Raw genomic sequence first — 26487 nt, 5'->3', positions numbered from 1 at the left:
GTCGATCAGTCAGCGCTAAGGATGCCCGATCGTACCGCTATCGCCGTGTCAGCAACAGCCCGCATTCCAGGTGGTGGGTGTAGGGGAACTGGTCGAACACGGCCGAAGCGGCGATCTGGTGGGTGTCCTGCAGCGCGGCGACGTTGTCGCGCAGGGTTTCCTGGTTGCATGAGATGTACAGGATACGATCGAAACTGCGGGCCAGTTCCAGCGTGACGCCATCCAGCCCGCTGCGCGGCGGATCGACGAACAGGGTGGCGTGGCGGAAGGGGTCGAGATCGATGTCCTTCAGACGCTGGAATTCTTCGCGGCCGGCCAGGGCATCGCTGAATTCCTCGCTGGACATGCGAACCAGCGCCACGTTTTCAATATGGTTGGCGGCCAGGTTGTACTGGGCGGCATGCACCGACGACTTGCTGACTTCGGTGGCCAGCACGCGCTCGAACAGCGGCGACAGCGCGATGGTGAAATTGCCGTTGCCGCAGTAAAGCTCGACCAGGTTGCCGCCAAAGCCGGCTGCCTGCTGGCAGGCCCAGCCCAGCATCTGGCGATTGACCCCGCCGTTGGGCTGGGTGAAGCTGCCTTCGACCTGTTTGTAGCGCAACTGACGGCCATTCAGCTCGAAGCCTTCGAGCACCCAGCCGCGGTCGACGACGATTTTTTGGCCCCGGCTGCGGCCGATCAGCCCGATGCCCAGTTCGGCCGCCATTTCACGGGCGGCAGTCTCCCAGGCCTCGTCAAGTTGGCGATGGTAGATCAGTGTGACCAGCATTTCGCCACTGAGCGTGGCGAGGAAATCCGCCTGGAACAGCCGGCGGCGCAGGCTCTCGTTGCCCCGGAGCTTGTCGCGCAGGCGCGGCATCAAGGCGCAAATCGATTCGGCGGCCGGCGGGAAGGTCTCAAGGGTAATTGGTTGCTTGGGATCTGCCGGATCGAACATGGCGTAGTTGAGATCGTCCCCTTCGTGCCAGATACGGAACTCGGCGCGCATCCGGTAATGCAGCGGCGTGGAGGCATGCACGGCCGTATTCGCAACGCCGAAAGGGGCGAAGTTTTGCTCGAAATGGGCGACCTTGGTCGCAAGCTGGATCGGGTAGTCGGCGGGGTCGAAAGTCGGGAGCGGCATGGTCTTGGAGCGGAGGCAGATTGGGCCGTCGGGTGACGGTCGCGGAAGGGGCGAAATATACGCCGGTCTGCCGGGCCGGGCGAGCGGTCAGCGCATTCGCTGGCGCAGCCAGGCACTGGCCTGATCGACGGCAATCGACAGCAAGAGCATGGCGATGATTACGGTCGAAGCTTGCGCGTGGTGGAACAGCGAAAGCTCGAAATAGAGCAGCTGGCCAAGGCCGCCAGCGCCGACGAAGCCGAGGATGGCGGCCATCCGGATATTCATTTCCCAGCGGTACAGCGTGTAGGCGATCAACTGTGGCGCGGCGCCGGGCAAGGTGCCGTAGAGGAAGGCGAAGCCGCCGGGGGCGCCGGCCAGGCGTAGCGCATTGCCGGGCGTAGGCGGCGCGTTGTCGAGCGCTTCGGCGTAGAGGCGGCCGAGCACACCGGCGGTGTGCAGGGCCAGCGCTAGCGCGCCGGCGAAAGGGCCGAGGCCGACAGCGAGGGCGGTGATGGTGGCCCAGACCAGTTCGGGTACCGAGCGCAGTGTGTTGAGCAGGATGCTGAACGGCGCCCGCCATTTGGGCAGGGCGAGCAACAGCCCGGCGATGGCCGCCAGCAGGGTGCCGACCACTGAAATGGCCAGCGTTTCCCAGATGCCCTTACCGACTTTGGCCAGCCAGTCGGCCGAAAGGTCGGGCGGGAAGAAGCCGGCGACGAATTCGCCGATGGAATGGGCGGCTTCGGTCGAAAAGAGTTCGCCAAAGCCGATGTCGAGCCAGCGGAAGCTGGCGACGATTGCAGCGAGCAGCGTGACTAGTATGCCGATGCTCCGCCAGCCGAAAGGCGAGGCCTGATTCGCGGGCGGTGTGTCGAGCGCCCGGCGTAGCCAGCCCGACAGGCCGTCGGCCGCGAAGACGAGGCCCATGAAGGCGAGCAGGATGGTCGCCGCTTCGCCGCCGTTGAGCATCCTCATCGCCTGGTCCATCAACTGCCCAAGACCGCCGGCGCCGACGAAGCCCATGACCACCGAGGCGCGGATGGCGCATTCCCAGCGATAAACCGTGTAGGAAGCCAGTTCCTTCGAGGCCTGCGGAACCAAGCCATAAAGGATGGCCAATGGCCGTCCGGCGCCGTTGTGGCGCAGCGCCCGGGCCGGGGCGGCATCGACCGATTCGAGAATTTCGGCATAGACCTTGGCCAGCATGCCGCCGTAAGTCAGGCCCAGCGCCAGCACACCAGCCGCCGGGCCAAGGCCGAAGACGCGGACGAAGAGCAGCGCCCAGACCAGCTCCGGAATGCCGCGCAGGACGGTCAGCAGGCTGCGGGTAATGGGGTTCAGCGTGGCCTTTTCGCGCCCGGCACCGGTCGCCAGATAAGCCATCGGCACGGCGATCAGGAAAGCCAGCGCCAGGCCAGCGGTGGCGATGGCCAGCGTTTCGAGCGTCGCCTTGACCAGATAGCCCATGAATTCGCCAGCGGTTTCCGGCGGCAGGAAACCGGCCAGGAAGTTGCCGATGACCTTGAGGTTGCCCGGATCGAACAGCACGCCGGGCTTGACCTCGGCAGCCTGGAACAGCGGCCAGAGGATGACCAGCGTCGCCAGCGCGCCGATCAGGCGCGAGCGGGCAGAGGGATCGCGGTCGATCCTGTTCACGTTGATCCAGCCGTCGTCCCCGTGAAAACGGGGACCCAGAGGCTTCCTGGATTCCGGCCTACGCGCCCCGCAGGAAGCACCCTTGGGGTGTGGGAATGACGGAAAACAGTCAGCAACATGCCGCCCGCGTCGCCGCATCATTGGCGGCTGCCTGTAACAGGAAAAGCGGTTCATGCGCCTGCACCGGCAGTTCGTCGCCTTCGCTGGCGTACAGCTCGTGCAGCAACGGCACGCTGACGTCGCCAGCCGGCAGATCAAAGGCGATCCGCCCAGCCTTGACGCCGACGATGCGCGAGAAATTGCCGATGGCCAGATCGACGGCGTGCAGGCTGGCGACCAGCGTCGCGCCGCGCGCTTCAGCCTCGGCGATGAGCAGGCGGATGGTCGCCAGTGCCAGAGCCGGATCGAGGGCGGAGACCGGCTCGTCGGCCAGGATCAGTGCAGGCTGCTGGTAGAGCACGCGGGCAATGCCGACGCGCTGCAACTGGCCGCCGGAGAGTTGGTCGCAGCGGGCAAACAGCTTGTCGGCCAGATCGACGCGTTCGAGCGCGACACGGGCGCCCGGGATGTCGAGCGGATAGATCAGCGAGGCCAGCGACTTCCAGGCCGGCCATTGACCGAGCTTGCCGGCAAGGATGGCGGTCACCACCCGTTGCCGACCGGGAATCGGTGGCGATTGATGGACGGTGCCGATTCGGGAACGCAACGCGCGCATGTCATTCCCGCGCAAGCGGGAATCCATCGGCAGCCTGGATTCCCGCTTGCGCGGGAATGACGGCGTTGCTGCCACGGTCAACCGCGCCCCGAAGGAAGTCCCCTTGGGGGAGAAATTTTGCCCAAAATCCAAAACCTCCGCCGTCCCTACGGTCGGTGCCAAGGCGGTGCCAAGCACCGAAAGTAGCGAGGTCTTGCCGGCGCCGGAAGGGCCGATCAGGGCGATGCGCTCGCCCTTCTCTGCCTGAAGCGTGATGCCTTTCAGCGCGGCAAAGCCATTGGCGTGAGTCAAGCCCACGCCGTTCAGTCTGAAACCCATGCCCGGCTTACTTCAGCAGGCCGGCGGCTTGCGCTGCCTTCTCGATGCCGTCGTAGTTTTCCTTCTTGGTCGGGATGAACATGGCAGCACGTTGCAGGGCGAGGATTTCCTTGTGTTCCGGGTTGGCCGGGTCGAGCTTCAGGAAGGCGTCGGTCAGCTTCTTGACCAGTGCGGGATCGAGGTCACCGCGCACCGTCCAGTTGTAGTCGAAGTAGGGCGGCGTGGTGGCGAAGACGCGGACCTTGTCGGTATCGACTTTCTTGGCCTCGACCAGCTTGTCCCAGACGGAGGCGTTCAATACGCCAGCTTCGGCCTTGCCGGCGGCGACGAAGGCGACAGTGGCGTCATGCGCGCCGGAGAAGGCGACGTTCTTGAAGTCCTTTTCCGGGTTTAGACCGGCCTGTTGCAGGAAGAAGCGCGGCATCAGGCTGCCCGAGGTGGACGACGGTGCGCCGAAAGCGAAGGTCTTGCCCTTCAGATCAGCCAGAGACTTGATTGCCGGGTCAGCGGTAATGAATTTGGAGGTGAATTTGGCATCCTCCTCGCGCTGGGCGATGGGAATGGCTGTGCCGTTGGTGCGGATCTTGGCCTGCACGAAGGTGAAGCCACCCAGCCAGGCAAGGTCGATTTTTCTGGTGGCCAGCGATTCGACCACGGCGGCGTAGTCGGAAACCGGGGTGAAAACCACCTTCATGCCGGTCTGCGCTTCGAGGTATTTGCCGAGCGGGGCAAACTTGCGTTGCAGTTCGGTCGGTGCTTCGTCGGGGATGGCCGAGACACGCAGGACTGCGTCGGAAGCGAGGGCCGGCAGGGCGGCAGAAACGGATGCAGCGAAAGCGCAGGCAAGCGCACCCTTGAGCGCCACGCGGCGCAGGGAAGAAAAGCTCATGTTGTACTCCGATTTTTCCAGCAACCGCCGCCGTGCGGATGTCACGGCGGCTTACAAAGGCGCCGAAGCGCCAACCATTCGATGCGGTACGCAGACCGCAGGCGGCATGATAGCCGTTTCTGTCGTTAGCAAAAGCGGGGCCAGCACCAAGGGAGGCGCTGATTAGTTCGTCATCCCCGCGCCGGTGGGGATCCAATCCGTTGATTTTTCGGGATTCCCGCCGGTGCGGGAATGACATTTCCAAATAAATAAGCATTTCCCACGAGGACGAATCCAATCGGTCGAAGCAGCATGCCAAGCGGGAAATGTGTCATTTTGTCCCCGATCGCTTGGACAAATTGTCCAGCGCGGCTGTCGGGAATGCGTGCGAAAATTACTGTTCAAAACAGAAAACAATTACTGGCGGGGACATGGAAGAAAGCTTGGTCGGCGGACGCGAGGCGCCTTGGCGGCAGTATTCGGTACTGATTGTTGATGATGAGCCCGGGATGCTCAGCTTTCTGCAGCGGGCCTTGAGTTCGCGTTGCGGCCTGGTCGATTGCGCCGACACGGTCGAGGCGGCGCGGCCGATGTTGAGTCGCAATCGCTATGACCTGATCGTGCTCGACATTGCGCTGCCCGGTTGCTCGGGCATCGACTGGCTGCACGAGCTGCGCCAGGATGGCTACGCCGGTGACGTCGTGTTGATGACGGCCTACGCTGACCTCGATACGGCCATCGACGCCTTGCGCGCCGGTGCCGCCGATTTGCTGCAAAAGCCTTTCTCGCTGGCGCTGGCCCTGAATGCCATCCAGCGCTGCTTCGAGCGCTCGACGCTGGCTCGCGAAAACTTTGTGCTGCGCCGCGAGATCAGCACGCATGCGGCGGATATCGAAGGGGTCGTTGGGCAGTCCGAGTTGATGATCAAGGTCTGTGAGCGCCTCAAACGCATCGCGCCAACCCCGGCGACCGTGCTGCTCAGCGGCGAATCCGGGACCGGCAAGGAAGTCGCTGCCCGGGCCTTGCACCGGATGAGCCTGCGCGCGACCGGGCCTTTCGTGCCAGTCAATTGCGCCGCCATTTCAGCCGAGTTGATCGAGTCCGAGCTGTTCGGGCACATCAAGGGGGCTTACACCGGGGCGCAGCAGAGCAGGGAAGGCCTGTTTTATTACGCCCGGGGCGGCACGCTTTTCCTCGACGAAATTTCCGAGTTGCCGCCCGCCGCGCAGGCCAAGCTGTTGCGGGTGCTGGAAGAGCGCCGGATCAGGCCGGTCGGCTCGGAGCAGGAAGTGGCGGTCGATGTCCGGGTGATCGCGGCAACCAACCGTGACCTGAAAACCGAAGTGGTCGCCCAGCGCTTCCGGCAGGATCTTTATTACCGGCTGCAGGTGCTGGAAGTCACGCTGCCGCCGCTGCGCGACCGGCCGGAGGATATTCCGCTGCTGGTCGAGCATTTCATGGCCCAGCTCACCCCCAACCTCGGCGTCCCGCCGCTCAGCCTTGATCCGCGCACCCTGGCTCGGATGGCCGATTACGACTGGCCAGGCAATGTCCGCGAACTGCGCAACCTGGTCGAGCGTTCATTGATTCTCGGCTGGTTCGACATCGGGCCGGAGCCGGAAATGGGCATCAGCGTGACCGCTGGCAGCGATGAAACGCTGGAGGCCGTCGAGAAACGCCACATTCTTGCCGTGCTGGCCGCCTGTGAAGGCAACAAGTCCGAAGCCAGCCGGCGGCTCGGGATCTCCCGCAAGACCATGGACCGAAAGTGTCAGGCCTGGGGTCTCTGACCACGCCTGACCGGCGCTCCATTCGCACCCGCCTGCTTTTGCTGGCGCTGGTGCCGCTTGGCGTCGTGCTGCCGCTGATCATGCTGGCCCTGGCTTACTGGGGCGGCAATTATTTCGACCAGTTGCTGGTCACCAAGGTACGCAGCGATCTTGCTGTTGCCCATGGTTATTTCGAGCGCGTCGCCGAAGGCGTTGGCCGTTCGGTAACGAGTCTGGCGGATTCTGAACGGCTGGCGCGGGCGCTTGGCCGGGAAAAAAAGAACGATACGCAGCGCAGCGCAGCCAATGTGGCCAAATTGCTTGGCTTGACCCAGCTTGAGCAAAAGCTCGATTTCCTGCATTTTCTGGACATCGAACGTAGCCAACAGGACGGCCGCGTCTGGCCGGTGATCGCCGCTGCGCTGGATGGCAAGGCCGGGACTGCAACCGAGGTGTTTTCCACCGAACAGCTGGGCGCGATCAATCCGGCGTTGGCGGCGCGTGCCAAAACCCCCTTGCTGCCCACCACCAATGCCCGGCCGGATGAGCGGGAAGTGGAAACGCGTGGTCTGGTGGTGCATTCGGCGGCCCCGGTCTATGACGCTGGCGGCCGGCTGATCGGTGTGCTCGAAGGCGGCGTGCTGCTCAACAAGAACCTCGATTTCATCGACCAGATGAATGCCATCGTCTATCCGGAAGGCGCCTTGCCTTTTGGCAGCGCCGGCACGGCAACCCTGTTCCTCGATGATGTGCGCGTTGCGACCAATGTCCGGCTGTTCGGCGATACCCGGGCGATCGGTACGCGGGTCTCAGTGGTGGTGCACGATACGGTCATCGGCCAGGGGCGAACCTGGCTGGATCGGGCCTTCGTCGTCAGCGACTGGTATGTCTCGGCCTACGAACCCTTGCTCGATGGCCAACAGCGGCGGATCGGCATGCTCTACGTCGGCTTTCTCGAAGGCCCGTTCAAGGCGGCCCGTCTGCAGGCGTTTGCTGCGGTGGCCGGGCTGTTCGTCCTGGCCATGTTGATTGCTGGCGCCTTCGCCGTCATGTCGGCGCGTCGTGTTTTCAAGCCGATCGAGCGCATGCACACGACGATGCACGCCATCGAGCACGGCAACCCGGATGCACGGGTTGGCAACGTCGAAAGCCAGGATGAGCTCGGTGAGGTTGCGGCGCATTTCGACCGTCTGCTCGACCAGCTGCAGGCCCAGGCCGATTCGCTGAAACGCTGGGGGGCATCGCTCGATGCCAAGGTGGCCGAGCGCACGGCAGAGCTCCAGCAGGCGGTAGCCGATCTGAAAGCGGCCCAGTCGCAACTGGTGATGAACGAAAAGCTGGCGGCCATCGGCCAGCTGACGGCCGGGGTGGCTCACGAAATCAACAATCCGATTGCCGTCATCCAGGGCAATCTCGATGTGCTGCGCGATGTGCTCGGGCCGCAGGCCGAGCCGGTGGCCAAGGAGATCAAGCTGATCCACGATCAGGTTCAGCGGGTGCGCCTGATCGTCGCCAAACTGCTGCAGTTTGCCCGGCCGCAGGACTATGTCGGCTATCTCGAACCGGTCGAGACCGGCCAACTGATCCAGGATTGCCTGTTGCTGGTGCGCCACCTGCTGAACAAGGGCGATATCGCCATCGAGCAGCACATCGATTCGACACGTCAGATCCTCTGCAACAAGAACGAGTTGCAGCAGGTCATCATCAATCTTTTCGTCAATGCCATTCAGGCCATGCCCGAGGGCGGGGTGCTGAAAATCGCCATCGAAGACTGGGATCAGGCCGACATGCCGCTCGGTATTCGCCTGATTGTGACTGATTCCGGCCCCGGCATCAGCGATGCCGATCTCGCACAACTCTTCAAACCCTTCTTTACCGCCAAGAAGCCGGGCGGCAATGGCCTGGGGCTGTGGGTCAGCCAAGCGCTGGTCGAACGTTACGGCGGAAAGATCAGCGCGGAAAGCGGGCGCGAACAGGGAGCCAGCTTTACCGTCTGGCTGCGCCTGGAACCGCAAGGCCTGTAGCCGCGGAGGCCAGGCCTCCGCCGGTGCGGGCTTTACTCGAAACGGCCGTTGTCCAGCCCGTTGGCCATGCTGGTGGTGATTCGCTCGAAGGGCAGGATTTTCTTGCCCTTGTGATCCTTCATGAAATCGTCGGCGTCGAGCTTGCTGGCCAGCGGCACGAATTCGTGGCCCATGGGGCCAAGAACATCCGAGCCGACGACAAACAGCGCCTTGCGCGCATCAATGCGTTCCAGATTGTAAAAATCGGTGACGTAGATGCCGGTAAGGTCTTCCTTGCGATGATTCGGGGCGTACTTGTTCAGGTCGTTGAGGAACTTGAACATGTCCTTGGCACCATCGAAGAAATGAGCGTGACCATCCTTCCAGGTCACCACGGCAACCCAGTTCGGATACTTGGAGACCAGCATGCCGCAAACCGGGCAAAGGTCCTTGGCGCCGGGCTTGGGCACGGCCTGGGCAAAGGCCAGGCTGGCGCAGAGCGCCAGCCCGAGGCCGAGAAGGGCGCGGCGTTTCATCAGCCCTTCTTCATTTCTGCGGCACGCTTGCGGCGCTCTTCGCGGTTCTTGCGGATCATGCCGACGTCGGAAGCCATGTCGAGGTAGGACTCGCGCAGTGCGTCATTGAAGTTGCCCAGCGAGCCGCCATGCTTGGCCTGGAATTCCTTGGCCGTGCTCAGCGAGGCGAAGGAATGTTTCGACCGCTTGGTCATGGCGTGCTTGAGATCGGCACCGATCAGGTAAACCATGCCATCGACCGGCGTCAGCGGACGCGGTTCGACGGTGGAGCCGTAATCCGGGCCCCAGATGTTCTTCGGCTCGCGGTCGATATTGACGCCCAAGCTGAGCGACAGGCAATGGATGGAGCAGACACCATCGCTCAGGTCATCGGCGTACTGGACCAGCATGCGGGCGCGGTGATGTTCCTTGCGATCCATGCCGCAATACGGGCACTTCGGATATTTTTCGAACTCGTTTTCCAGCGGCTTGGCATCAGCCGCCTTCTTGGGGATGAACTGGTTTGGCGTTCCGTCGGTAGCGCAGGCGGTGTTTGCACTGGCCTGTGCTGATACGGCGGCGAGGCCGGACAGGGCGGATAGTTTGAGAAGGTCGCGGCGTTTCATTTGGCTCTCCCTGAAGTGTTTTATTGGCTGTTCAATATTAGCCGCCGGTGATGCGGACCACCTGCGACATAGTGTCGCACTCAGCCCAGCAGATTGTTCATCACCGTGTAGTAGCGAATACCCTGCCACAGCGTCGAAACGCCCAGCGCGATGACGAACAGCGCGGCGCCTTTGAGTAGCCAGCCACGCAGTTTTGGGCCGAGCTTGCCGAACAGGAAGGAGGCCGAGAGCATCGAGGGCAGGGTGCCGGCACCGAAGGCCAGCATCAGCAGACCGCCTTCCAGCACGGATGGCGCCGTCGTTGCCTTGACCGCCATCGCCATGGTCATCGAGCAGGGCATCAGGCCGTTGATCGCGCCGCCGATCAGCGCGCCAACGACCGGACCTTTCTGCACCGCCAGCGTGAACTGTTTGCGCAGCCAGGCGATGGGCGCGAAGCCGAGGCGGTTGCGAAAGGGCGAAACGCCGAGCAGATCAAGGCCGAGCAGGATGACGATCAGGCCGGCGATGATCTGCAGCAAGCCCTGCAAACGGCCGAATTCCCCGGTGGAGACGAGCACCGCGCCAATGGCGGCAGCAATCAGGCCAACGACGCCATAAATGCCAACCCGCGCCATGTGGTAGGCCAGATACGGCCAGATGCCCTTGGCGCCGAGTTTCATGAAAAATCCGGAAACCAGCCCGCCGCACATGCCCAGGCAATGGCCGCTGCCGAGCAGTCCGGTCATGAAGGCAAGCCAGTAGGAGAATTCGGCGATGGCGTGGTGCTGTGTGTGATCCATGGTTTTTGGCGGAAGATTGAGTCTGGCTGGGCAAATGCAGGGCAAAACATACGCTCTTTGTGGCCATTCGTGCAATTTTACGAGCGCTTTCAATGCGGCAATTAGCCGCAGGGGCGATGGAAAATATCTCTCTAAAATGCGGCCACCGCTTACCCATCGCTTTTTCGGCTGACGACTGCAATTCATGGCCAACGCCATCACCGGCCTCTACATTGAACATATCGGAGAAATCCGCCGCTTTCTGGCGCGTCGACTTTCCTGTGTCGAAGCCGCCGCCGAGTTGGCGCACGAGGTGTTTATCCGTTACATGGTGTCCCAGCCGCAATCCCCCGTTCAAAACCCGCGTGCTTTTTTGTTCCGGATCGCCGGCAACATTGCCATCGACCACATTCGGGCCAACCCGCAAAAGCCGTGGCAATCGGTCGATATTGCCGACTGCACCGAGCTCGTCTCCGACTATCCTGAACCTGAGCGTTTCGCCATTGCCCGGCAGCAACTGGATCAATTGCGGCGTGCCATCGAGGCTTTGCCTCCCAAGTGCCGGGAGATTTTTATCCGCCACAAATTCGACGGATTGCCGCAGGCCGAACTGGCCAGGGAATATGCCGTTACTGTGAATGCCATCGAGAAGCACTTGGTCAGAGCACTGGTTCACCTTCGCCTGAACGTCGCGCTGGCATGAATGATCGACTGAACGCCCAGAGCGCAACTGAATCGCTGGCCGAAGAGGCGGCCACGTGGTTTGTCCGCATGCGCGAGCCGCAGGTGAGCGCACATGAGCGCCAACACTTTCAGCGCTGGCTCGAGGCCTCATCGCTGCATCAGCGTGAGTACGCGAACTTCCAGAAGCTATGGGGCGATCTTGATGGATTGCCACGTCCCCGCAGGAAAAACAAACGGCGGGCAGTAGTGGCGACCACCGTAGCCGCATTTGCTGCTCTTTTTCTTGTTCATGGGCAGTTTGCTGTCGATGCGGAAAATGTCACAAAGATCGGCGAGGTCCGGCAACTTGTCCTGGCCGACAATTCGGTGCTTGAATTGGATGCCGACACCTTGCTGCGGGTTGAGTATTCGCTGTGGAAAAGACGGATCGTGCTTGAACGCGGACAGGCTCAGTTCAAGGTGGCGCCGGGTCTGCGACCGTTTGAGGTGGTCGCCGGCGATGGCACGATGCGTGACATTGGCACGACCTTCAATGTGCGCGAAGACCAGGGCAAGGTCAGCGTTTCGGTGCAGGAAGGTGCCGTCGAAATCAGCCTGCGCAGCAGCGCACAAAAATATCTGCTGACCGGCGGCCAGCAGGCGGATTACCAGAATGGCCGGATTTCCGCCGCTCCGGCGCAGTCGGTCAACGTCGCCCCGTCTTGGCGGAGCAATCGCTGGATATTTGACAATGTCTCGTTGGGTGAGGTCGTTCGCGAGATCAACCGCCAGCACGAACACCCGCTCAGGCTGGCCGACGCTTCGCTCGACAACTACCGGGTCAGCGGCGTTTTCGACCGCAGCGACCGCTCCGGGCTGCTCAAGTCCCTGGTCGCCATTCTGCCGCTCAAGGTCGAAGAAAATCGCGATGAAACCTTGCTCAGGCGGCGCTGAATAAAAATTTTCAAAAATGAATGTCAGGGCAGGGCGCCTTTTTACGTCTTAACAATTATCAGGCGGTAAGGCCGGATAAAAACACAACGTAAAAGGGGAACCCAAATGCACCAGCCACTGCGTCTTGCTTTAGTTGTCGCAGCCATCTATTCCTGCGGCGCGCTCGCGCAATCGAAAACCTTCGACATCGCCGCCCAAAGCCTGCCCAAGGCGCTGACCACGCTTGCGACGCAAAGCGGCATCCAGATCCTGTTCAATGCCGACGAGCTGAAAGGTCTGCAAGCCGGCAAGCTGCAAGGCAGTCTGACGCCGGAAGAGGCATTGCGGAAGCTGCTTGAGGGCAGCGGATTCATGGCCAGCAGCACCGGCAAAGGGAGCTTCGTGATCCAGAAGCGGCCGCCGGCGGAGGGGGTGAATACGCTCCCTGCTGTTTTAGTCACTGCCTCCGCCGAACGTGGTTACAAGGCTGCGAAAATCACGGTTGCCGGCAAGACACCGCAGACGTTGCGCGAAATTCCAAATTCTGTATCGGTGCTGACCCGCGACCAGATGGATGACCAGAATATGGTCACCACTTGGGATGCGCTGTCGCAAGTTGCCGGCGTTCAGGCGATTTCAAACGATATCACCCAAGGTCAGTACCATTCACGGGGTGGGGCGCTGGAGTTGCAGCATGACGGTATTCCGTCCTCGATGCCGCTATCCGGTTATCAACAGTTCGACTTGCCGATCTACGAGCGGGTCGAAGTCCTTCGCGGCCCCGCTGGCGTTTTGCAGGGCTCCGGCTCCTTTTCAGGTACTGTCAATTTTGTCAGGAAGCGTCCCAAGGATGTCTTTGCTGCCACCATGGTTGCTTCAGGCGGCACCTGGAATAACTACCGGCTGGAAGGCGACGTGACAGGCCCGCTCAACGAGAGCGGAACCCTGCGTGGCCGGGCTGTTGCCTCATACATCGACCGCGACTACGTTTACAACCGGGTTCATGACCAAAAATGGCTGGCCTATGGCACGCTGGATTTCGATTTCACGTCGGCGACCAAGGCGAATGTCTTCTTCGCGTACCAGAAGAATGATTCGACCGGTTTCTCAGGGCTGCCTTCCTACACAAATGGATCGTTTCTGTCGGTGCCCAGATCGTTCAATCCCTATCCGGATTGGAACAGGTCAGCGTGGGATACGCTTGATATTGGCGGCGAACTGAACCACAAGTTCGATAACGAATGGATCGCCGCCTTCAAGCTCCAGCGGCGCGACCAGAGTTTCTTCTTCAAGGACAGCTATCCCACCACAGGGGTCAATCCGGCAACCATGACGATTGCCAACTACGCACGCCGGGAGTTCCAGTATGACTACCAGAACGATGGCGTTGATCTCTATGCCGCTGGTCCCTTCAACTTGCTGGGCAGAAAGCATGAGCTGCTGGTTGGTGCCAACTACAGTCGTTTTGAAAGCACTGGGCGGGGAGCGAACCCGAATTCTGCCGGCAGTGCTTACCTGAATGTTGCCAATGTCAGGTTGTCCGACCCCCCGGCGGTACCCGAACCGGATGTCATCTACAAGGCCGGTAGCCAGAACGTCACGAAGCAGAGTGGCATCTACAGCCGGCTGACCCTGAATATCGCCGATCCGCTCAAGGCAACCGTCGGCGGTCGTTTTAGCAACTACAGCTACAAGTCCCACAATATTGCACCGCACCCGACGCCGACCGATTGGATACAAGGCGGCAAGGCCAGCGGTGAATTTACGCCCTATGCCGGTCTGGTCTACGACTTAACCCGGGACATCACGCTCTACGGCAGCTATGCGGATATTTTTGTCCCGCAGACCCAGCAACGGGTTGATCTAAGCACGCTGGATCCACGCGTTGGCAAGCAGACAGAAATTGGCAGCAAGATTGATTTCTTCGGGGGAAAACTGGCCGTCACGGGAGCGCTATTCAAGATTCGCGACACCAACCGGGCGCTGTCTGATGCCAATAATCCAGGCTACTACATCTCGGCCGGTGAACTCGAAAGCAAGGGCTGGGAGTTGGAGTTGGTCGGCAGTCCCTTGGCGCGCTGGGATATTTCCGCCAGCTACACGAACCTGAACACCAAGTGGCTCAACAACGGGACGAGTACGGGCCAGCCGGTCAGCTTCTGGTATCCCAAGGAGATCTACAAGTTGTGGAGCAAGTACCGTTTCGGTGAAGGCCCGCTCAGCGGTTTCAGCCTTGGTCTGGGCATCAACGGGGCGACCCAGTCAGCGAGCGGCGCCCCGAGTGCGACTGTCGCCGCCCGGGAGCAAAACGGCTACACCGTCGTCAAGGCACAGATCGGCTACACGATCGACAAGAATTACGCCCTGACCCTGGATATCAACAACCTTTTCGACACGACGTACTACACCCGCCTTGGCGGAACCAATACCTACAACACCTATGGCGACCCGAGGAATGTGGTGCTGACACTTCGCGCCAGCTATTGATGATCTGACACCTGGCCCGGAGGAGACTCCGGGCTTTAACCGGAGATGGGGATGAAAAGAAGAGATCTGCTCGGCGGCCTAATCCTGCTCGCCATGGCGGGCAATGGATCGGCGCAGGAAAGCAAGGACGTTCGCACAGAGACTGTCGATCCTGCGCCACTCGACAACGAACTGGAGAAATATCCGCGTTGTGTCATCTGCAACATGGATCGCCGCAAATTTCATTACGCCCGGCATCTGCTGCATTACGCCGACGGCCATGTGCAGGGTACCTGCTCGGTGCATTGTGTCGGCGAGTGCATGCTGCGTGAGCGGCGGCGTGGCTTTCAGGCCATCTATGCTCCTGACTTTGCGGCAAGTGCTGACCCCAAGCCGTTGATTGAGGTTTCGTCCGCGACTTACCTGATCGGCAGTGATCTGCGCGGCGTGATGACGCCGGTCAGCAAGGTTTCATTCGCCAGCCGTGAAGCAGCTTTGCAGGCGAAACTGACTTACGGCGGCGAAATTGGCAGCTTTGCAACGGCGATCAGTGCGTCTATGCAAGAAACGGCCAATAGCCTGCTTCGCCGCTACGACAACGATCTGGAGCGCTTGCGGCGTAAACGGGACGCCAAGCCGGCTGCTTGAGCTGCCGTAACCCGTAATCGGAAGTTATTGGCGTAAGCACAAAGAAATTAACCGGGGAAACGATTCGTAACCCCGGTTAATTTCAGCTTAATAGCTTTTCCCTGCCTCGCGGGCGCGGGTTCCTTCGCGCGCGATTGCGGTCAATGCCGGAATGTCTGCCTGATAGTTCCTGCCGTTCGGGCCGCGCCCCGTTTTGATCAGGACTTCCTTGTCGCCGAGTTCAGTCAGCAAACGGCTCACGGTTTCCGGCGTGATACCCAGAATTCCGCCGAAGTCGGTCAGGCCGAGGCGATGCACCCGGTCGCTGTCGCCAATCTGCAGTTGCAACAGGAGCCTGGCCAATCTGACCTTGGCTGGCACGGTGTTGCTGACCAGTTCGGAAAGCCAGTTGTCGGCATCGCGCAACGCCTCTTGTGATTTTTCAAATAGCCGCAGCTGCAAGCCTGGGTGGTTGTTTATGAAATCACGGAAATGTGCAATCGGGATGCGACACAAATGTGCCTCGGTCAGCGCCATCGCCGTATGTTGCTGCTCACCTGAGAAAACCGACTCCAGGCCGACGACGTCATTCTTTTTCAGGAGCCGGACAATCCGCTGATTGCCACTTGCGTCGTAGCGCATCAATTTGATGGCACCGTGGCGGACGCAATAGACGGCGTTGGCCGGATCATTCATGTTGTAAATGGTGGCGCCGGCGTCAAAAACGAAATCGTTGATGGGGATGTGGAAGGCTTGAAGATCTTCAAGGCTCACATCGGCGCAGACCATCGTGCTGCGTAGTGAACAGGTGAAGCAATTGCTGCGTCCAGAGCATTTGTGTGTTTTATTGATGTTGGCCATTTGTTACTTAAGGATGTTGATTCGCCGGGGGCGAACGGCTTGCCCGACCTGTATTTAACGTTGCAGGCGCAGGGAGTTGGCGACGACCGAGGTTGAGCTCATCGCCATGGCGGCTGCCGCGATCATCGGGTTGAGTCGGCCGGCTGCGGCGACCGGGATGGCGATCACGTTGTAGCCGAGCGCCCAGAACAGGTTCTGGCGAATGATCGCCATGGTCCGGCGTGACAGGTCGATACCGGCTGCAACGCGGGCGATATCGCCGCCGACCAGCGTGATGTCGGCCGATTCGACGGCAATGTCGGCACCGCCGCCGATGGCAAAACCGACGTCGGATGCCGCCAGTGCCGGCGCGTCGTTGATGCCGTCGCCGATCATGCCGACTTTTTCGCCGGCTTCCTGCAATTGGCGAATGGCCGCCAGCTTGTCGGCCGGCGTGCAGCGGGCCAGCACATGGTCGATGCCGACTTCACGGGCGACGTGGCTGGCGACGGCTTCCAGGTCGCCGGTCGCCATCACGGTTTTCAGGCCGAGGCGATGGAGCAGGGCGATGGCTTCCCGGGCGCCTTGGCGCGGCTGGTCGGCGATGGCGAAAATGGCGACCGTATGGCCGTCGACCGCAGCAAATACGGGTGTCTTGCCTTGCTCGGCCAGGCGGTGCGCCTCATCGGCAAGTCGCGCATAGGCGACGCCCATTTCGTCGAGCAGGGCGGCGTTGCCGATGATGATGTCCAGCCCGTCAACCTGTGCCGTAACGCCACGCCCCGGGTGGGCGGCAAAGGAGTCGGCAACCAGCGCATCTTTCTGGCGCGGTTTGCTCCAGTCAGCCAAGGCTCGCGCCAGGAAGTGTTCAGAACCGGCTTCGGCCGCACCGATCAGGCTGGCCAGCCGCGCTTCACCCATGCCGGGCAGGATGAAGGTGTCGGTGACTACCGGCTTGCCTTCGGTGATCGTGCCGGTCTTGTCGAAGACGACGGTGGTCAGCTTGGCCGCTGTTTCGAGTGCCTCGCCGTTGCGGATGTAGATGCCGCGCTTGGCGGCCTGGCCGGTGCCGACCATGATCGCCGTCGGCGTGGCGAGGCCAAGCGCGCAGGGGCAGGCGATCAGCAGCACGGCGACCGAATGCGCCAGTGCTGCGGACACCGGGGCGCCGGCCATGGCCCAGCCGCCGAAGGTCAGCGCGGCAATGCCGCCGACGGCCGGCACGAAGCGCGCCGAAATGCGGTCGGCCAGTTTCTGCACCGGCAGCTTGCTGCCCTGCGCCTGGTCGACCAGTTTGACGATGCCGGAGAGCACGGTGTCGCCGCCGACGGCGGTCACCGTCATGACGAAACTGCCATTGCCATTCAGGCAGCCGCCAATCACCTTGTCGCCGGGCGCCTTGGCCACCGGCAGCGATTCGCCGGTGATCATCGCTTCATCGACCGAGGAAGCGCCTTCGAGCAAGCAGCCGTCGGTCGGAATCTTGTCGCCAGCTCTCACACGTAGGCGGTCGCCGGTCTGCACCTCGTCGATGGCCACTTCAAATTCAGTTCCGTCGGCCTCGATGCGCAGCGCCGTTTCCGGCTGCAGTTCGATCAGCTTGCGAATCGCTTCGCCAGCCTTGCCCTTGGCTCGCTCTTCCATGTAGCGGCCGAGCAGCACGAAGGTGCAGATGCCAGCCGCCGACTCGAAATAGACGTGGTGATGCATCTGCAATACGCCGGGAATGCTGTAGGCCCAGGCGGCGCCGGCGCCGATGGCGATCAGGGTGTCCATGTTGGCTTCGCCCTGCTTGGTCAGCATCCAGGCCTTGCGAAAAATACTGTTGCTGCTGCCGAACAGGATGGCCGACGACAGCGCGAACTCCATAACGCGTAACGCCGGCGAGCGATGCATGGCCATGCCGGAAATCATCACCGGCACGGTCAGGATGGCTGCCTGGATGAAACGCTTCTTGGCTTCCTCGACGCGCTCCTTTTCGCGCTCGACGATCAGCCGGCGCTGCGCCAGCGTGTCCATCGGCCGCGTTGCATAGCCCAGCGCACTGACCACCTTGGCCACGCCATCGCGGTCGATCACGCCATTGACCGTCACCGTCTCGGCGGCAAAATTGACCGAGGCGTAGCGCACGCGCGGGTCGCGCTTGAGCTTCATTTCAATGAGCAGGGCGCAGGACGCGCAGCTCATGCCTTCGATGGCCAGCGAACATTCCTGCACCGGGCCGTCGACCGGCGCGGCAACGACCGGCGCCGCCTTGGGTGCGGCGATCAGGTTGCCGAGTACGGCATCCAGCGTCGCCAGCAGCCGCTCTTCCGGCAAGGCTGCGGGGTCGTATTCGACGACCAGCGAACCGATGTCGGCGACGATGCGCACCTCCTTGATCGCCGGATGCTTGCGCAACAGGATTTCCAGGATGTAGCACCGCTCCTGTTCCCTGACGAGCGAAGGGGCGAGGATGCGCAGACGGCGGCTCAGGCGGTGGGCAATCCGGAAATGCTTCATGGGGTCACTTGGTCTTGCGGTAACGAACGAGCAGGAAGACGAGATAGAACACGGTCAGCCAGGCGTTGCTGTTGGCTACCGGGTTCTGCAGCCAGCGCTTGGTGATCAGGTCCCAATGCACGCGGATCAGGTAGAAGGCGACGATGTCATTGAAGAAATTGGTGATCGCCTTTTCGGTCAGCGCGCTTTCGACCATCGGCTGGAAGCGGGCTTGCAGTGAGCCTTCGGGTGGCGGCGCTGCCGGGATGATCACAGCCTTGACCTTGTCGAGCAGCGGCTGGAAGCCGTTGTTCAGGTCGAAGGACGGGGCGGCTTCCGGCTCGGCGGCCGGAGCTGCATCAAGCGGCAGGCCGGGCAGCAGGCTGAACAGGTGGCGGGCGACCTCGGCCGTGCTCAATGTCTGGGCATCGTAGCAAATGGAAATTCGCTTCCAGCCGCGGTCCACTGCCGCACTGCTCAGGCCGGCCAGGGTTTTCATGCCCTGCTCGATGGCGGCCACGGCCGCTTCGCCACAGATCTCCGCCGGTAGTTCCAGGCGCAGATAGCCCGGCTCGCGGTGCAAAACGACGATTCGTTGCGCCAGTTCGGCGGTTTGCGTCATGTTGCCTCCGTCAGGCCGCCGGGGTTTCGCTGGCCGGTGCGGCCGGTGGCGGATTGCCCTCGATCTTGTCCTGGGCTTCGGCCATCAGGTCGTTCAGGTTTTCCTTCTGATGCAGCGCGAAATCCTTGCCCATGCCGGTCGCCTTGGACAGGCCATCGACGATTTCCTTCTGGTATTTGAAGAGCAGGAAACCGGCCGCAATACCGCCCGCCGCACCAACCGCCAGCAGGGTCAGCGGATTGCGCAACAGGGCGCTGCCGATCAGGCCCTTGCCGGCGGCAAAGCCGGTGGCGGCCATCATCGCGCCGGTGGCGACCGGCTTGGTCATCATGTGGCCGGCCTGACTCATCATGTGCGGCATCTGCTTCATCATTTCTTCGGTCATCATGGTCGTTTCCTTTCAGGATTTGTTCGGTTGATTCTGCTCATTTTGAACCGGTGCTTCCTTGATGTCATGCAACATCTCGTAAATTCCCCGGCAACCCTCGCAGCAGAACTGATACTGCTTTTCCGGCGTATTGAGCACGAAGGGCTTGACCCCGACATCGAGGCTGCACAGATCGCAGGCGCGGTTCTCGCTCATTGCAGCAATTCCTGGACATGACGGGCGAAGGTGGCTTCATCGGCCTCGCCAACAATCTTGCCGCGCACGATGCCCTTGCTGTCGATGAAGAAGGTGGTCGGCAGGCCGACCACGCCGTAGCTGCGGGCGATGGCCGAGTTTTCGTCGAGCAGGGCGGGGTAGGTGACGCCGATCTTCTTGATGAAGGCATTGATCGTCGCCTTGTCCTGTCCGGCGTTGATGGCCAGCACCTGCAGCTTGCCCTTGTTGGCCTGATAGACCGTTTCAATGGCCTTCATTTCGCCTTCGCAATACTTGCACCAATCGGCCCAGAAACGGATGACCAGCGGCTTGCCGAAATAGGCAGCGGGGAAATGCTCGGCCCCGCCATCGGCCCGGAAAGTCTGGAAGGTGGGCGCAATGCTGCCGATGTTGACGTTGGCCTTGGGTGCTTCCTTGCCGCAGGCACTTAGAAACAGGGCAAGAATCAGGAGAAAAATGCGCATCTCAATGTTCGATCAGGATCAGATTGGAAGTCAGCACGAACCAGGTGGCCAGCGCCGTGAACAGAATATAGCCTGCTGCGGCCAAGCCGGAGAAACGGCTGGAAATGGCAGGAATGATCTTGGCCAGACTCGGCACCCGGGCGAAGGGCTGCATGGCGCCGGCACCGAGGCCGGCCGCCGTGGCGACGAAGAGCGGAATGTAGAGCCAGTAGCCCTGGTAATCGTATTCCGGCTTCAGGATGCAGAACGGGCAGTGGTGGTGCGGGTGTTCGTAGATGTAGAGCGAGATGAAGGAGAGCACGCCGGTGATGGCGGCGACAAAGCCGCCCGCGCTGGTCAGGGCCAGCAGATAGCCGCTAACCCGGCTGCCACGCCGCCAGTGCCAGAGTGCAACGCCGATGGTGGTGGCCATCGTGCCATAGAACAGCCAGAGGGCCGGCAGCGGTTCCAGACCGGAGGCCTCGGCGGCAATGGTCTTCGACTCCTCCGAGAACATGCTGCCGCAGCAGGAGGTGATCACGTTGGCCTTGAGGGCCGAGAAATACTGGAATTCCAGCCAGAAACTGCTGGCCAGCACGGGCAGCAGGAGCAGTAGCAGGCCGTACTTGATGCGCACCAGCGGGTAATCGCGGGCCTGAGTATCGACGTAGTTTATGGCCAGCCACATGGCGGCCAGGAAAAAGATGGCCATCTGCGTGATCAGCGACGGAAAGCCGTAGCCATTGACGTTGAGCGTGCCGACTGCGCACATGGCGCCGACGAACATCACCGACAGCCGGTCGGCGTTGAAGACGAAGAGCAGCAGCGCCGCCAGCTGGGCGAGCATGACGAAGGACAGCAGCGTCGAGAACAGGTAGGTACGGCGTTCGAGCGCCAGTTGCCGCTCGGAGCCGCTGTTGATGTCCCAGTAGCGGATGACTTGCACGGCAAACGGCGCGGCGGCAAGCAGCATGAGCACCGCGACGCCGGCGGCCATGAGCAGCGCGATGATAGCGGGCTGGAAGAGCATCAGTCTTCGGTCAAGCGACCGTCGCGCATACCGACGACGCGATGCACGGCACTCGATTCGACGACCAGTGGATCGTGGCTGGTCAGCAATACCGTCTTGCCAGCGGCGGTGAAGCCTTCGAGGATGCCCATGAATTCCTTCGATAGCGCCGTGTCGAGATTGGCCGTCGGTTCGTCGGCGATGATCACTTCCGGGTCGTTGATCAGGGCGCGGGCGATGGCGACGCGCTGCTGTTCGCCACCGGACAGCCATTCGACCTTGGCGGCGCTGCGGTGGCCGAGCTTGAGCTGGTCGAAGATGCCGCCCGCCTTCGTGACCAGTTCGCTGCGCGGCCGGCCGGTCGGGAAGGCCGGCAGGATGACGTTTTCCAGCGCCGACAGGCCCTTGATCAGGTTGAACTGCTGGAAGATGAATCCGAAGCTTTGCCGGCGGATGTCGGTCAGGAAACGTTCGGGCAGGCCGGAAATGTCCTCGCCCTTGAAGCGCACGCGGCCGCTGGTCGGCCGGCTCAGGCAGCCGACGATGGTCAGCAGCGTGGTTTTGCCAGACCCGCTCGGGCCACGGAAGGCGGTGACCTTGCCGGCCTCGATATTCAGGTCGATGCCGTGCAGCGCCCAGTATTCATTGGGCTGGTTCTGGTTGAAGGCTTTCTTGATGTTGCTGAGTTCGATCATCGCATCACCGCATCAGGGTCGGTGATTGCCGCCCGCCAGATCGGCACCAATACCGCCGCCGTGTAGGGAAACACCGTGAAGAAGAAAAGGGTGGCGATCTGCAGGCCGTCCACTGCTGGCACCAGCGTGAATTTCGGGTAGAGCACCGACCAGCCCTTGAGCACCGGCTCGAAGACCGCCGCACCGAAATGGAAGACATGGACGTAGGCGGCGATGAAGCCAAGCAGGAAAGCGGTCAGCGAAATGAGCAGGCCCTCCCAGGTCTTCATCCGAATGACGTCGCCAGTCTCCCAGCCGATGGCCTTGAGAATGCCGATTTCGCGCTTTTCCTCGGCCGACAAGCCGGAAGCCTTCTCCCAGGCGAGGATGACGAAGGCGAGGATGGCGCCGGCCAGCACCGTCAGGATGATGCCTTCGCGCCAGTCGAAGACGCTCTGGTAGGTGCGCAGCACTTCCTCGCGCAGGATGGGGCGGGAATCGGGCAGCGCGCTCGACAGCTTGGCGGCGACGGTGCGGACTTCCTGTGGATTGGCCACCGACAGCGCAATGTCGGTGAAATGCCCGGCCGGGTACTCGAAGAAACTGCGGAAATCGCTTTCGGAGAGCAGTACGAGATCGGCCGAAAGCAGCTCGGAGTCCGGCGACAGCACGGCCGAGACCTCGAAGGTGAACAGCTTGCCGGAATAGGAGCGGAAGGAAATCGTGTTGTGCTTGTCCAGCCCCCGCTCGCGGGCCAGCGCGTTGCCGACCATGATGTGGCCATCGGCCACTTCGTCGGCGGGGCGCGCCATGAAAGTGTAATTGGCGTTCAGCACCGGGTCGTAGTAGTAGCCCCAGAGCCGGCCTTCCTTCTTTTGCACGCCCCGGATGCGGCCGATCTTGTCAAGGTAGCCGGGCGGGATCAGGTCATGCCGGCCGGCGACCATGCGCTGCAAAATCACTTCCGGCGAACCCGCCAGGACGAAGGTGGCCTCGCTGCGCAGGGCGTGGGTGAATAGCGTCAGCGAGGCCAGCACGAAGACGAGCAGCGTGTAGGCCAGCAGCAGGCCGATGTTCTTCGTCTTGCGCCGGGCCAGTGAGGCCAGCGTGAAATCAATCAGGTGACGTTGTTTTTCCAGCCAGATTCGCATGGGATTGGGTCAGGATAGCCGGGGGAGGGAGCAGCGAGCCGCTCGGAAAATGGTCGAAGGCGCCGGGGTGATCCTGCAGCGCCGAATGCAGGTCGGCCTGGGTCGGATGGCGGGTGTAGCGGGCTTCGGTGAATAGTGCCAGATCGGTCAGGCCGAATTTCTCGACCAGCGCCCGGTTGGCGGACAGCTTTTGCTCGTCTTCCATGGTCAAGCGGAAAAAGAGGCCAAAAATCAAAAGGCACGCAGCGGCCAGCGCCGCGAGTAGTCCGAGTGCGACAGTCGATGGACGCATCAAAGCAGTTTTCTGACCGCAGCGACTACCTTGTCAGTCGGTGCGCCGAGTTCAAGAACGCTGGCCAGCTTGCCATCCGGCCCGATGACGTAGGTCGAGGTGGTGTGATCGACGGCGTAACTGCCGTCGCTGCGCTTCGCCTGCTTGATGTAACCCGCACCGAATGCCTTGGCCAGCGCGGCGATTTCATCAGCGGTACCGGTCGCGCCAATCATTTCCGGATGGAAGAAGGCCGTGTATTCCTTCAGATGCTTGACGCTGTCGCGCTCGGGGTCGACCGAGATCATGATCAGTTTGACCCGGCTGCGCTCCTCGCCGCTCAACGCCTTCAGCGCCTGGCCACCGGAAGCCAGCGAGGCCGGGCAGATGTCCGGGCAGTTGGTGTAACCGAAATAGACCAGCAACACTTTCCCGCGCAGGGTTTTGGAATCGATCGGGCCATCGGCTGACTGCAGCACGAAATCGGCGCCAGCCGGCAATTTCGGATCCCGTGCCTGCTGACATCCGAGCAACACCACCATCGCCAGGGCGACGGCAATTACGACAAATTTTTTCATGGTCCGGAAAAACAAAGGGCAGACGCGAAGTCTGCCTGTGGTGATGCCGCTTTGCCAGCAGTTAGATCAAAAACGGTTCGAGGCCCGCATCAGGGCGCCACGCAGGGCGATGGTCACGGCTGAACCGAGGCCGACACGTTGGGCAACGGCCGGCAGGATGATCAGCGAGGCCAAGGCAAAGCCAGCACCAAGCAACAAGGAAGCCATTTCTGGCTGATTCTGAGTATTCGGTTTTTGATTCATGGCGCTCTCCCTAACGCGTTTGCGCCATCCTACCCAGTTTGTGCTGCGCAGGGGATGCGACATATTGCCGCATCCCCTGCGTAACGCCGTTGCGATGGTGTTTTGAGGTATCGCACAAGACAGTTGATTTACTGTCGGCTGGCTTCAATTGAAACGTTTTACCGCTACCGAAAATCAACTGACAAACCTTTTCACGGTGGCTTTTTTCATTTTCAGGCGGTATAAAGCCCCGAGGTTCGCTGGCCAGGCCATGAACCACCCGATTTGCCATTTGAATTGCTAGGACTGATATGAACGTCGCTTCCCGGATACTCAAAGCCTTTGCGGCGTGCTTGCTGATGGTTTTGTCGCTGCTTTTGCCCTTGACCGCCCTGGCGAGTGACCACGGTGGTGGCGGTGCGCCTGAACCGATGGTTTTCACGGTCAATCTTGGCACGGGCAATTACCTGCAGTTTGGCCTGATCTTCGAGACCGCTTCGCCGGAGGCGGCCCATCTGCTGGCCAGCCACAAGCCGCAGGTTCAGCACAAGATCATCCTGATGCTCTCCGGCAAGGACTCGGCGACTCTACGGACCCTGGAAGGCAAGAAGGCTCTGATCGAGGAGATCGTCGAACTGGCCAACCATGTCATCGAAGAAAACGAAAAGACGGGCGTCAAGGACGTCTTGTTTACCAAGTTCCTGATTCAGTAATTCCGGAACCATAGCCCCAATGACGCCTTATTCCACGTCGATCGATGCGGTGCTCGATGCCGTGGCCGAGCAGCTAAGGAATGCGCGGCGCGCCCTGTTCATTACCGGTGCCGGCATTTCGGCCGACTCAGGCCTGCCGACCTATCGCGGTGTCGGTGGTCTCTACGACAGTGAAACTACCGAAGAGGGCCTGCGCATCGAGGATGCGCTCTCCGGCGAGGTGTTTTCGATGCGTCCGGACATCACCTGGAAATACCTGATCCAGATCGAGGAAAACTGCCGTGGCGCGAAGCCGAATGCTGCGCACCGGACGATTGCCTGCCTCGAACGCCATCTCGACCGGGTCATGGTGTTCACCCAGAACGTCGATGGCCTGCACCGGGCGGCGGGGAGCCAGGAGATCGTCGAGATTCATGGCAACCTGCAGGAGCTGATGTGTACGGCCTGCAGCCACGAAGAAGCTGCCACCGACATGAGCGGACGCGAGGTGCCGCCGCTATGTCCCGCTTGCGGCGCCGTGCTCCGCCCCAAGGTCGTGCTGTTTGGCGAAGCCTTGCCGGAGGATGAACTGGATCGCTTCATCGAAGCCTTTCAGGAGGGCTTCGATATCGTCTTCAGCATCGGCACGTCCAGCGTCTTTCCCTATATCGTGCAGCCGGTCGTGCTGGCGGCGGCCAGCGGCATACCGACCGTCGAAATCAACCCGGCGCGAACCAAGCTCAGCGATACCGTCGATTATTATTTGCCGCTCGGGGCGGCCGAGGCGATGAGCGGGATCGTCGAGCGGCTGGGGCTGGACCCGGACGATTGCTGACTTTTGTGGCCTTTGCCACAGGCACGCGTGATGGGAATGGTGCGGTGCACAAAAAGTTGTTGACAAGCCACGAACTGCGGTTAGAATGAACTCATGCTGCACTGCAACATAAATGGTGCGGCAAAAAAATCACCCCAACCCCAGGAGAATCACAATGTTCACCAAACCCGAAGATTTCGCGAAGTCTGGCGTCAATTTTGCCCTGTTCTTTGCCAACACCACCTTTGACGGTATCGAGCGTCTGGCCCTGTTGAACCTGGCTGCTGCCCGTTCCGTTTTCGAAGCTTCCCTGTCCAACATCACCACCCTGCTGGGCGCCAAGGATGTTCAGTCCTTCGTTGCCATCCAGAAGGAACTGGCTTCCCCGTCCATCGAAAAGGGCATGGAATACTCGCGCAACGTGATCTCCATCGCTGCCGAAACCAAGGACAAGATCGCCAAGGAAGTTGAAACCCACGTTGCTGAAACCAACGCCAAGGTTTCCGGCCTGGTCGAAAAGGCTCTGGCTTCCGCTCCGGCTGGTTCCGAAGTTGCCGTTGCTGCTGTCAAGACCGCCATCAAGTCGGCCAACGAAGCTTACGAAGGTCTGAACAAGGCTGCCAAGCAAGCTGCTGAAGTTGCTGAAGCCAGCGTTGCTGCTGCTACCAGCGCCACGATGAAGGCTGCCAACGTCGTTGCCGCCCCGAAGGCTGGCAAGAAGGCTGCCTAAGCGTCGAAAGATGCTGAGCCAATAAGCCGGAGCCAGTCTGCGGCCACCGAAAAAGCCCTTGCCTGGTCAAGGGCTTTTTCTTTGATGATTCGGAAAGGATATTCCCATGCCTCATACCCACGCCTCAACGAAGGCTGAAGCGATTCACGATGCACTGGAGGTTTTTCAGGAAGTGCATCACCACCAGCCGGACGCCCACGAAAAAGCCCGACTCGTCTCCGACACGATCAAGGAGTGGGAGCACGAGCAGGTCGAGGAAATGCATGCGGCGGATAACGCTGCCTGATCAGGCGGAACACGCATGAAAAACGGGGCTGACTGGCCCCGT

The 26487-nt window shown here is 61.3% G+C and carries 29 protein-coding genes; 10 read left to right on the top strand and 19 right to left on the bottom strand.

All coding sequences use genetic code 11. From position 1 onward, the window contains the following. Positions 1-37: 37 nt before the first annotated feature. From trmA to KI617_RS11305, 4 genes are all read right to left on the bottom strand, one after another. Positions 38-1126 carry a tRNA (uridine(54)-C5)-methyltransferase TrmA gene (trmA, locus tag KI617_RS11320; protein ID WP_226446283.1) on the bottom strand — a complete coding sequence of 363 codons (1089 nt, stop codon included), beginning with the start codon at positions 1124-1126 and terminating at the stop codon, positions 38-40. Positions 1127-1213: 87 nt separating this feature from the next. Then, entirely contained in the window at positions 1214-2764 is a 1551-nt protein-coding gene (gene phnE / locus KI617_RS11315; protein ID WP_226446281.1) for a phosphonate ABC transporter, permease protein PhnE, read from the bottom strand. Positions 2765-2873: 109 nt separating this feature from the next. After that, on the bottom strand, positions 2874-3797 hold the full coding sequence (locus tag KI617_RS11310) for a phosphonate ABC transporter ATP-binding protein (protein ID WP_264180007.1): 924 nt from the start codon (positions 3795-3797) through the stop codon (positions 2874-2876). Positions 3798-3804: 7 nt separating this feature from the next. Continuing rightward, positions 3805-4686, bottom strand: coding sequence for a putative selenate ABC transporter substrate-binding protein (locus KI617_RS11305; RefSeq protein WP_226446278.1), 882 nt, complete (start codon positions 4684-4686; stop codon positions 3805-3807). Positions 4687-5096: 410 nt separating this feature from the next. Between KI617_RS11305 and KI617_RS11300 the strand changes: the two genes are divergently transcribed. Both KI617_RS11300 and KI617_RS11295 read left to right on the top strand, forming a co-directional pair. Next, positions 5097-6455, top strand: coding sequence for a sigma-54-dependent transcriptional regulator (locus KI617_RS11300; protein WP_226446276.1), 1359 nt, complete (start codon positions 5097-5099; stop codon positions 6453-6455). Beyond that, on the top strand, positions 6434-8458 hold the full coding sequence (locus KI617_RS11295; RefSeq protein ID WP_226446275.1) for a sensor histidine kinase: 2025 nt from the start codon (positions 6434-6436) through the stop codon (positions 8456-8458). The genes KI617_RS11300 and KI617_RS11295 overlap by 22 nt, the downstream gene beginning before the upstream one ends. Positions 8459-8490: 32 nt before the next feature. Here the strand turns inward: KI617_RS11295 and KI617_RS11290 are convergent, their stop codons facing one another. The 3 genes from KI617_RS11290 to KI617_RS11280 all read right to left on the bottom strand — a co-directional run bounded on the left by KI617_RS11290 (position 8491) and on the right by KI617_RS11280 (position 10360). Beyond that, a complete protein-coding gene (locus KI617_RS11290; protein ID WP_226446274.1) occupies positions 8491-8973 on the bottom strand; it encodes a nitrous oxide reductase accessory protein NosL in 483 nt (160 codons plus the stop codon). Beyond that, positions 8973-9578 carry a nitrous oxide reductase accessory protein NosL gene (locus KI617_RS11285; RefSeq protein ID WP_226446272.1) on the bottom strand — a complete coding sequence of 202 codons (606 nt, stop codon included), beginning with the start codon at positions 9576-9578 and terminating at the stop codon, positions 8973-8975. Before KI617_RS11285 ends, KI617_RS11290 begins: the two co-directional genes overlap by 1 nt. An 80-nt stretch (positions 9579-9658) precedes the next feature. After that, entirely contained in the window at positions 9659-10360 is a 702-nt protein-coding gene (locus KI617_RS11280; protein WP_226446270.1) for a sulfite exporter TauE/SafE family protein, read from the bottom strand. Positions 10361-10544: 184 nt separating this feature from the next. Here KI617_RS11280 and KI617_RS11275 point away from each other — a divergent pair, with 184 nt between their 5' ends. The 4 genes from KI617_RS11275 to KI617_RS11260 all read left to right on the top strand — a co-directional run bounded on the left by KI617_RS11275 (position 10545) and on the right by KI617_RS11260 (position 15049). Next, positions 10545-11042, top strand: coding sequence for an RNA polymerase sigma factor (locus KI617_RS11275; protein ID WP_226446269.1), 498 nt, complete (start codon positions 10545-10547; stop codon positions 11040-11042). Continuing rightward, positions 11039-11956, top strand: a complete 918-nt coding sequence (locus KI617_RS11270; protein ID WP_226446268.1) for a FecR family protein — start codon at positions 11039-11041, stop codon at positions 11954-11956. The genes KI617_RS11275 and KI617_RS11270 overlap by 4 nt, the downstream gene beginning before the upstream one ends. A gap of 105 nt (positions 11957-12061) precedes the next feature. After that, positions 12062-14422, top strand: coding sequence for a TonB-dependent siderophore receptor (locus tag KI617_RS11265; protein ID WP_226446267.1), 2361 nt, complete (start codon positions 12062-12064; stop codon positions 14420-14422). Between the two features lie 51 nt (positions 14423-14473). Then, positions 14474-15049: a nitrous oxide reductase accessory protein NosL gene (locus tag KI617_RS11260; protein WP_226446265.1), complete on the top strand. Its 576-nt coding sequence runs from the start codon at positions 14474-14476 to the stop codon at positions 15047-15049. An 87-nt stretch (positions 15050-15136) separates the two neighbouring features. Here KI617_RS11260 and KI617_RS11255 read toward each other — a convergent pair whose 3' ends face one another. From KI617_RS11255 to KI617_RS11200, 12 genes are all read right to left on the bottom strand, one after another. Beyond that, positions 15137-15889, bottom strand: a complete 753-nt coding sequence (locus KI617_RS11255; RefSeq protein WP_226446263.1) for a Crp/Fnr family transcriptional regulator — start codon at positions 15887-15889, stop codon at positions 15137-15139. Between the two features lie 54 nt (positions 15890-15943). Beyond that, positions 15944-18370, bottom strand: a complete 2427-nt coding sequence (locus KI617_RS11250) for a heavy metal translocating P-type ATPase (RefSeq protein ID WP_226446261.1) — start codon at positions 18368-18370, stop codon at positions 15944-15946. A gap of 4 nt (positions 18371-18374) precedes the next feature. Beyond that, positions 18375-18971: a hypothetical protein gene (locus KI617_RS11245; protein WP_226446259.1), complete on the bottom strand. Its 597-nt coding sequence runs from the start codon at positions 18969-18971 to the stop codon at positions 18375-18377. A gap of 10 nt (positions 18972-18981) precedes the next feature. Continuing rightward, positions 18982-19359 (bottom strand): hypothetical protein, encoded by a 378-nt coding sequence (locus KI617_RS11240; protein ID WP_226446257.1) that lies wholly within the window; start codon positions 19357-19359, stop codon positions 18982-18984. A gap of 12 nt (positions 19360-19371) precedes the next feature. Then, entirely contained in the window at positions 19372-19554 is a 183-nt protein-coding gene (locus KI617_RS11235; RefSeq protein ID WP_226446254.1) for a heavy metal translocating P-type ATPase metal-binding domain-containing protein, read from the bottom strand. Further along, on the bottom strand, positions 19551-20039 hold the full coding sequence (locus KI617_RS11230; RefSeq protein WP_226446252.1) for a TlpA family protein disulfide reductase: 489 nt from the start codon (positions 20037-20039) through the stop codon (positions 19551-19553). The genes KI617_RS11235 and KI617_RS11230 overlap by 4 nt, the downstream gene beginning before the upstream one ends. Position 20040: 1 nt before the next feature. Then, on the bottom strand, positions 20041-21048 hold the full coding sequence (locus tag KI617_RS11225) for a hypothetical protein (RefSeq protein WP_226446251.1): 1008 nt from the start codon (positions 21046-21048) through the stop codon (positions 20041-20043). Beyond that, entirely contained in the window at positions 21048-21722 is a 675-nt protein-coding gene (locus tag KI617_RS11220) for an ABC transporter ATP-binding protein (protein WP_226446249.1), read from the bottom strand. Before KI617_RS11220 ends, KI617_RS11225 begins: the two co-directional genes overlap by 1 nt. Then, complete coding sequence (locus tag KI617_RS11215; RefSeq protein ID WP_226446248.1) at positions 21719-22852, bottom strand: ABC transporter permease; 1134 nt, start codon at positions 22850-22852, stop codon at positions 21719-21721. Before KI617_RS11215 ends, KI617_RS11220 begins: the two co-directional genes overlap by 4 nt. Beyond that, positions 22815-23144 (bottom strand): hypothetical protein, encoded by a 330-nt coding sequence (locus KI617_RS11210; protein ID WP_226446244.1) that lies wholly within the window; start codon positions 23142-23144, stop codon positions 22815-22817. The genes KI617_RS11215 and KI617_RS11210 overlap by 38 nt, the downstream gene beginning before the upstream one ends. Next, a complete protein-coding gene (locus KI617_RS11205; RefSeq protein ID WP_226446243.1) occupies positions 23144-23701 on the bottom strand; it encodes an SCO family protein in 558 nt (185 codons plus the stop codon). The genes KI617_RS11210 and KI617_RS11205 overlap by 1 nt, the downstream gene beginning before the upstream one ends. Positions 23702-23767: 66 nt before the next feature. Further along, entirely contained in the window at positions 23768-23944 is a 177-nt protein-coding gene (locus KI617_RS11200) for a hypothetical protein (RefSeq protein WP_226446242.1), read from the bottom strand. Between the two features lie 290 nt (positions 23945-24234). Between KI617_RS11200 and KI617_RS11195 the strand changes: the two genes are divergently transcribed. The 4 genes from KI617_RS11195 to KI617_RS11180 all read left to right on the top strand — a co-directional run bounded on the left by KI617_RS11195 (position 24235) and on the right by KI617_RS11180 (position 26445). Then, entirely contained in the window at positions 24235-24636 is a 402-nt protein-coding gene (locus KI617_RS11195) for a flagellar basal body-associated FliL family protein (RefSeq protein WP_226446239.1), read from the top strand. 19 nt (positions 24637-24655) lie between these two features. Then, positions 24656-25450, top strand: a complete 795-nt coding sequence (locus KI617_RS11190; RefSeq protein ID WP_226446238.1) for an NAD-dependent deacylase — start codon at positions 24656-24658, stop codon at positions 25448-25450. 154 nt (positions 25451-25604) lie between these two features. Next, positions 25605-26159: a phasin family protein gene (locus KI617_RS11185; protein ID WP_226446236.1), complete on the top strand. Its 555-nt coding sequence runs from the start codon at positions 25605-25607 to the stop codon at positions 26157-26159. A gap of 106 nt (positions 26160-26265) precedes the next feature. Then, positions 26266-26445 (top strand): hypothetical protein, encoded by a 180-nt coding sequence (locus KI617_RS11180; RefSeq protein WP_226446235.1) that lies wholly within the window; start codon positions 26266-26268, stop codon positions 26443-26445. Positions 26446-26487: the final 42 nt, after the last annotated feature.

It is taken from the genome of Ferribacterium limneticum (genome assembly GCF_020510625.1).
Lineage (GTDB): Bacteria > Pseudomonadota > Gammaproteobacteria > Burkholderiales > Rhodocyclaceae > Azonexus > Azonexus limneticus_A.
The sequence above is the reverse complement of the archived record's forward strand: the minus strand, read 5'-3'. Positions and strand labels throughout refer to the sequence as shown.

Bases quoted from the DNA above. Each gene is read 5' to 3' on its own strand.
- trmA (WP_226446283.1), bottom strand. From the start codon at position 1,126: ATGCCGCTCCCGACTTTCGACCCCGCCGACTACCCGATCCAGCTTGCG.
- KI617_RS11310 (WP_264180007.1), bottom strand. From the start codon at position 3,797: ATGGGTTTCAGACTGAACGGCGTGGGCTTGACTCACGCCAATGGCTTT.
- KI617_RS11305 (WP_226446278.1), bottom strand. From the start codon at position 4,686: ATGAGCTTTTCTTCCCTGCGCCGCGTGGCGCTCAAGGGTGCGCTTGCC.
- KI617_RS11300 (WP_226446276.1), top strand. From the start codon at position 5,097: ATGGAAGAAAGCTTGGTCGGCGGACGCGAGGCGCCTTGGCGGCAGTAT.
- KI617_RS11290 (WP_226446274.1), bottom strand. From the start codon at position 8,973: ATGAAACGCCGCGCCCTTCTCGGCCTCGGGCTGGCGCTCTGCGCCAGC.
- KI617_RS11285 (WP_226446272.1), bottom strand. From the start codon at position 9,578: ATGAAACGCCGCGACCTTCTCAAACTATCCGCCCTGTCCGGCCTCGCC.
- KI617_RS11280 (WP_226446270.1), bottom strand. From the start codon at position 10,360: ATGGATCACACACAGCACCACGCCATCGCCGAATTCTCCTACTGGCTT.
- KI617_RS11275 (WP_226446269.1), top strand. From the start codon at position 10,545: ATGGCCAACGCCATCACCGGCCTCTACATTGAACATATCGGAGAAATC.
- KI617_RS11270 (WP_226446268.1), top strand. From the start codon at position 11,039: ATGAATGATCGACTGAACGCCCAGAGCGCAACTGAATCGCTGGCCGAA.
- KI617_RS11265 (WP_226446267.1), top strand. From the start codon at position 12,062: ATGCACCAGCCACTGCGTCTTGCTTTAGTTGTCGCAGCCATCTATTCC.
- KI617_RS11260 (WP_226446265.1), top strand. From the start codon at position 14,474: ATGAAAAGAAGAGATCTGCTCGGCGGCCTAATCCTGCTCGCCATGGCG.
- KI617_RS11255 (WP_226446263.1), bottom strand. From the start codon at position 15,889: ATGGCCAACATCAATAAAACACACAAATGCTCTGGACGCAGCAATTGC.
- KI617_RS11250 (WP_226446261.1), bottom strand. From the start codon at position 18,370: ATGAAGCATTTCCGGATTGCCCACCGCCTGAGCCGCCGTCTGCGCATC.
- KI617_RS11245 (WP_226446259.1), bottom strand. From the start codon at position 18,971: ATGACGCAAACCGCCGAACTGGCGCAACGAATCGTCGTTTTGCACCGC.
- KI617_RS11240 (WP_226446257.1), bottom strand. From the start codon at position 19,359: ATGATGACCGAAGAAATGATGAAGCAGATGCCGCACATGATGAGTCAG.
- KI617_RS11235 (WP_226446254.1), bottom strand. From the start codon at position 19,554: ATGAGCGAGAACCGCGCCTGCGATCTGTGCAGCCTCGATGTCGGGGTC.
- KI617_RS11230 (WP_226446252.1), bottom strand. From the start codon at position 20,039: ATGCGCATTTTTCTCCTGATTCTTGCCCTGTTTCTAAGTGCCTGCGGC.
- KI617_RS11225 (WP_226446251.1), bottom strand. From the start codon at position 21,048: ATGCTCTTCCAGCCCGCTATCATCGCGCTGCTCATGGCCGCCGGCGTC.
- KI617_RS11220 (WP_226446249.1), bottom strand. From the start codon at position 21,722: ATGATCGAACTCAGCAACATCAAGAAAGCCTTCAACCAGAACCAGCCC.
- KI617_RS11215 (WP_226446248.1), bottom strand. From the start codon at position 22,852: ATGCGAATCTGGCTGGAAAAACAACGTCACCTGATTGATTTCACGCTG.
- KI617_RS11210 (WP_226446244.1), bottom strand. From the start codon at position 23,144: ATGCGTCCATCGACTGTCGCACTCGGACTACTCGCGGCGCTGGCCGCT.
- KI617_RS11205 (WP_226446243.1), bottom strand. From the start codon at position 23,701: ATGAAAAAATTTGTCGTAATTGCCGTCGCCCTGGCGATGGTGGTGTTG.
- KI617_RS11200 (WP_226446242.1), bottom strand. From the start codon at position 23,944: ATGAATCAAAAACCGAATACTCAGAATCAGCCAGAAATGGCTTCCTTG.
- KI617_RS11195 (WP_226446239.1), top strand. From the start codon at position 24,235: ATGAACGTCGCTTCCCGGATACTCAAAGCCTTTGCGGCGTGCTTGCTG.
- KI617_RS11190 (WP_226446238.1), top strand. From the start codon at position 24,656: ATGACGCCTTATTCCACGTCGATCGATGCGGTGCTCGATGCCGTGGCC.
- KI617_RS11185 (WP_226446236.1), top strand. From the start codon at position 25,605: ATGTTCACCAAACCCGAAGATTTCGCGAAGTCTGGCGTCAATTTTGCC.
- KI617_RS11180 (WP_226446235.1), top strand. From the start codon at position 26,266: ATGCCTCATACCCACGCCTCAACGAAGGCTGAAGCGATTCACGATGCA.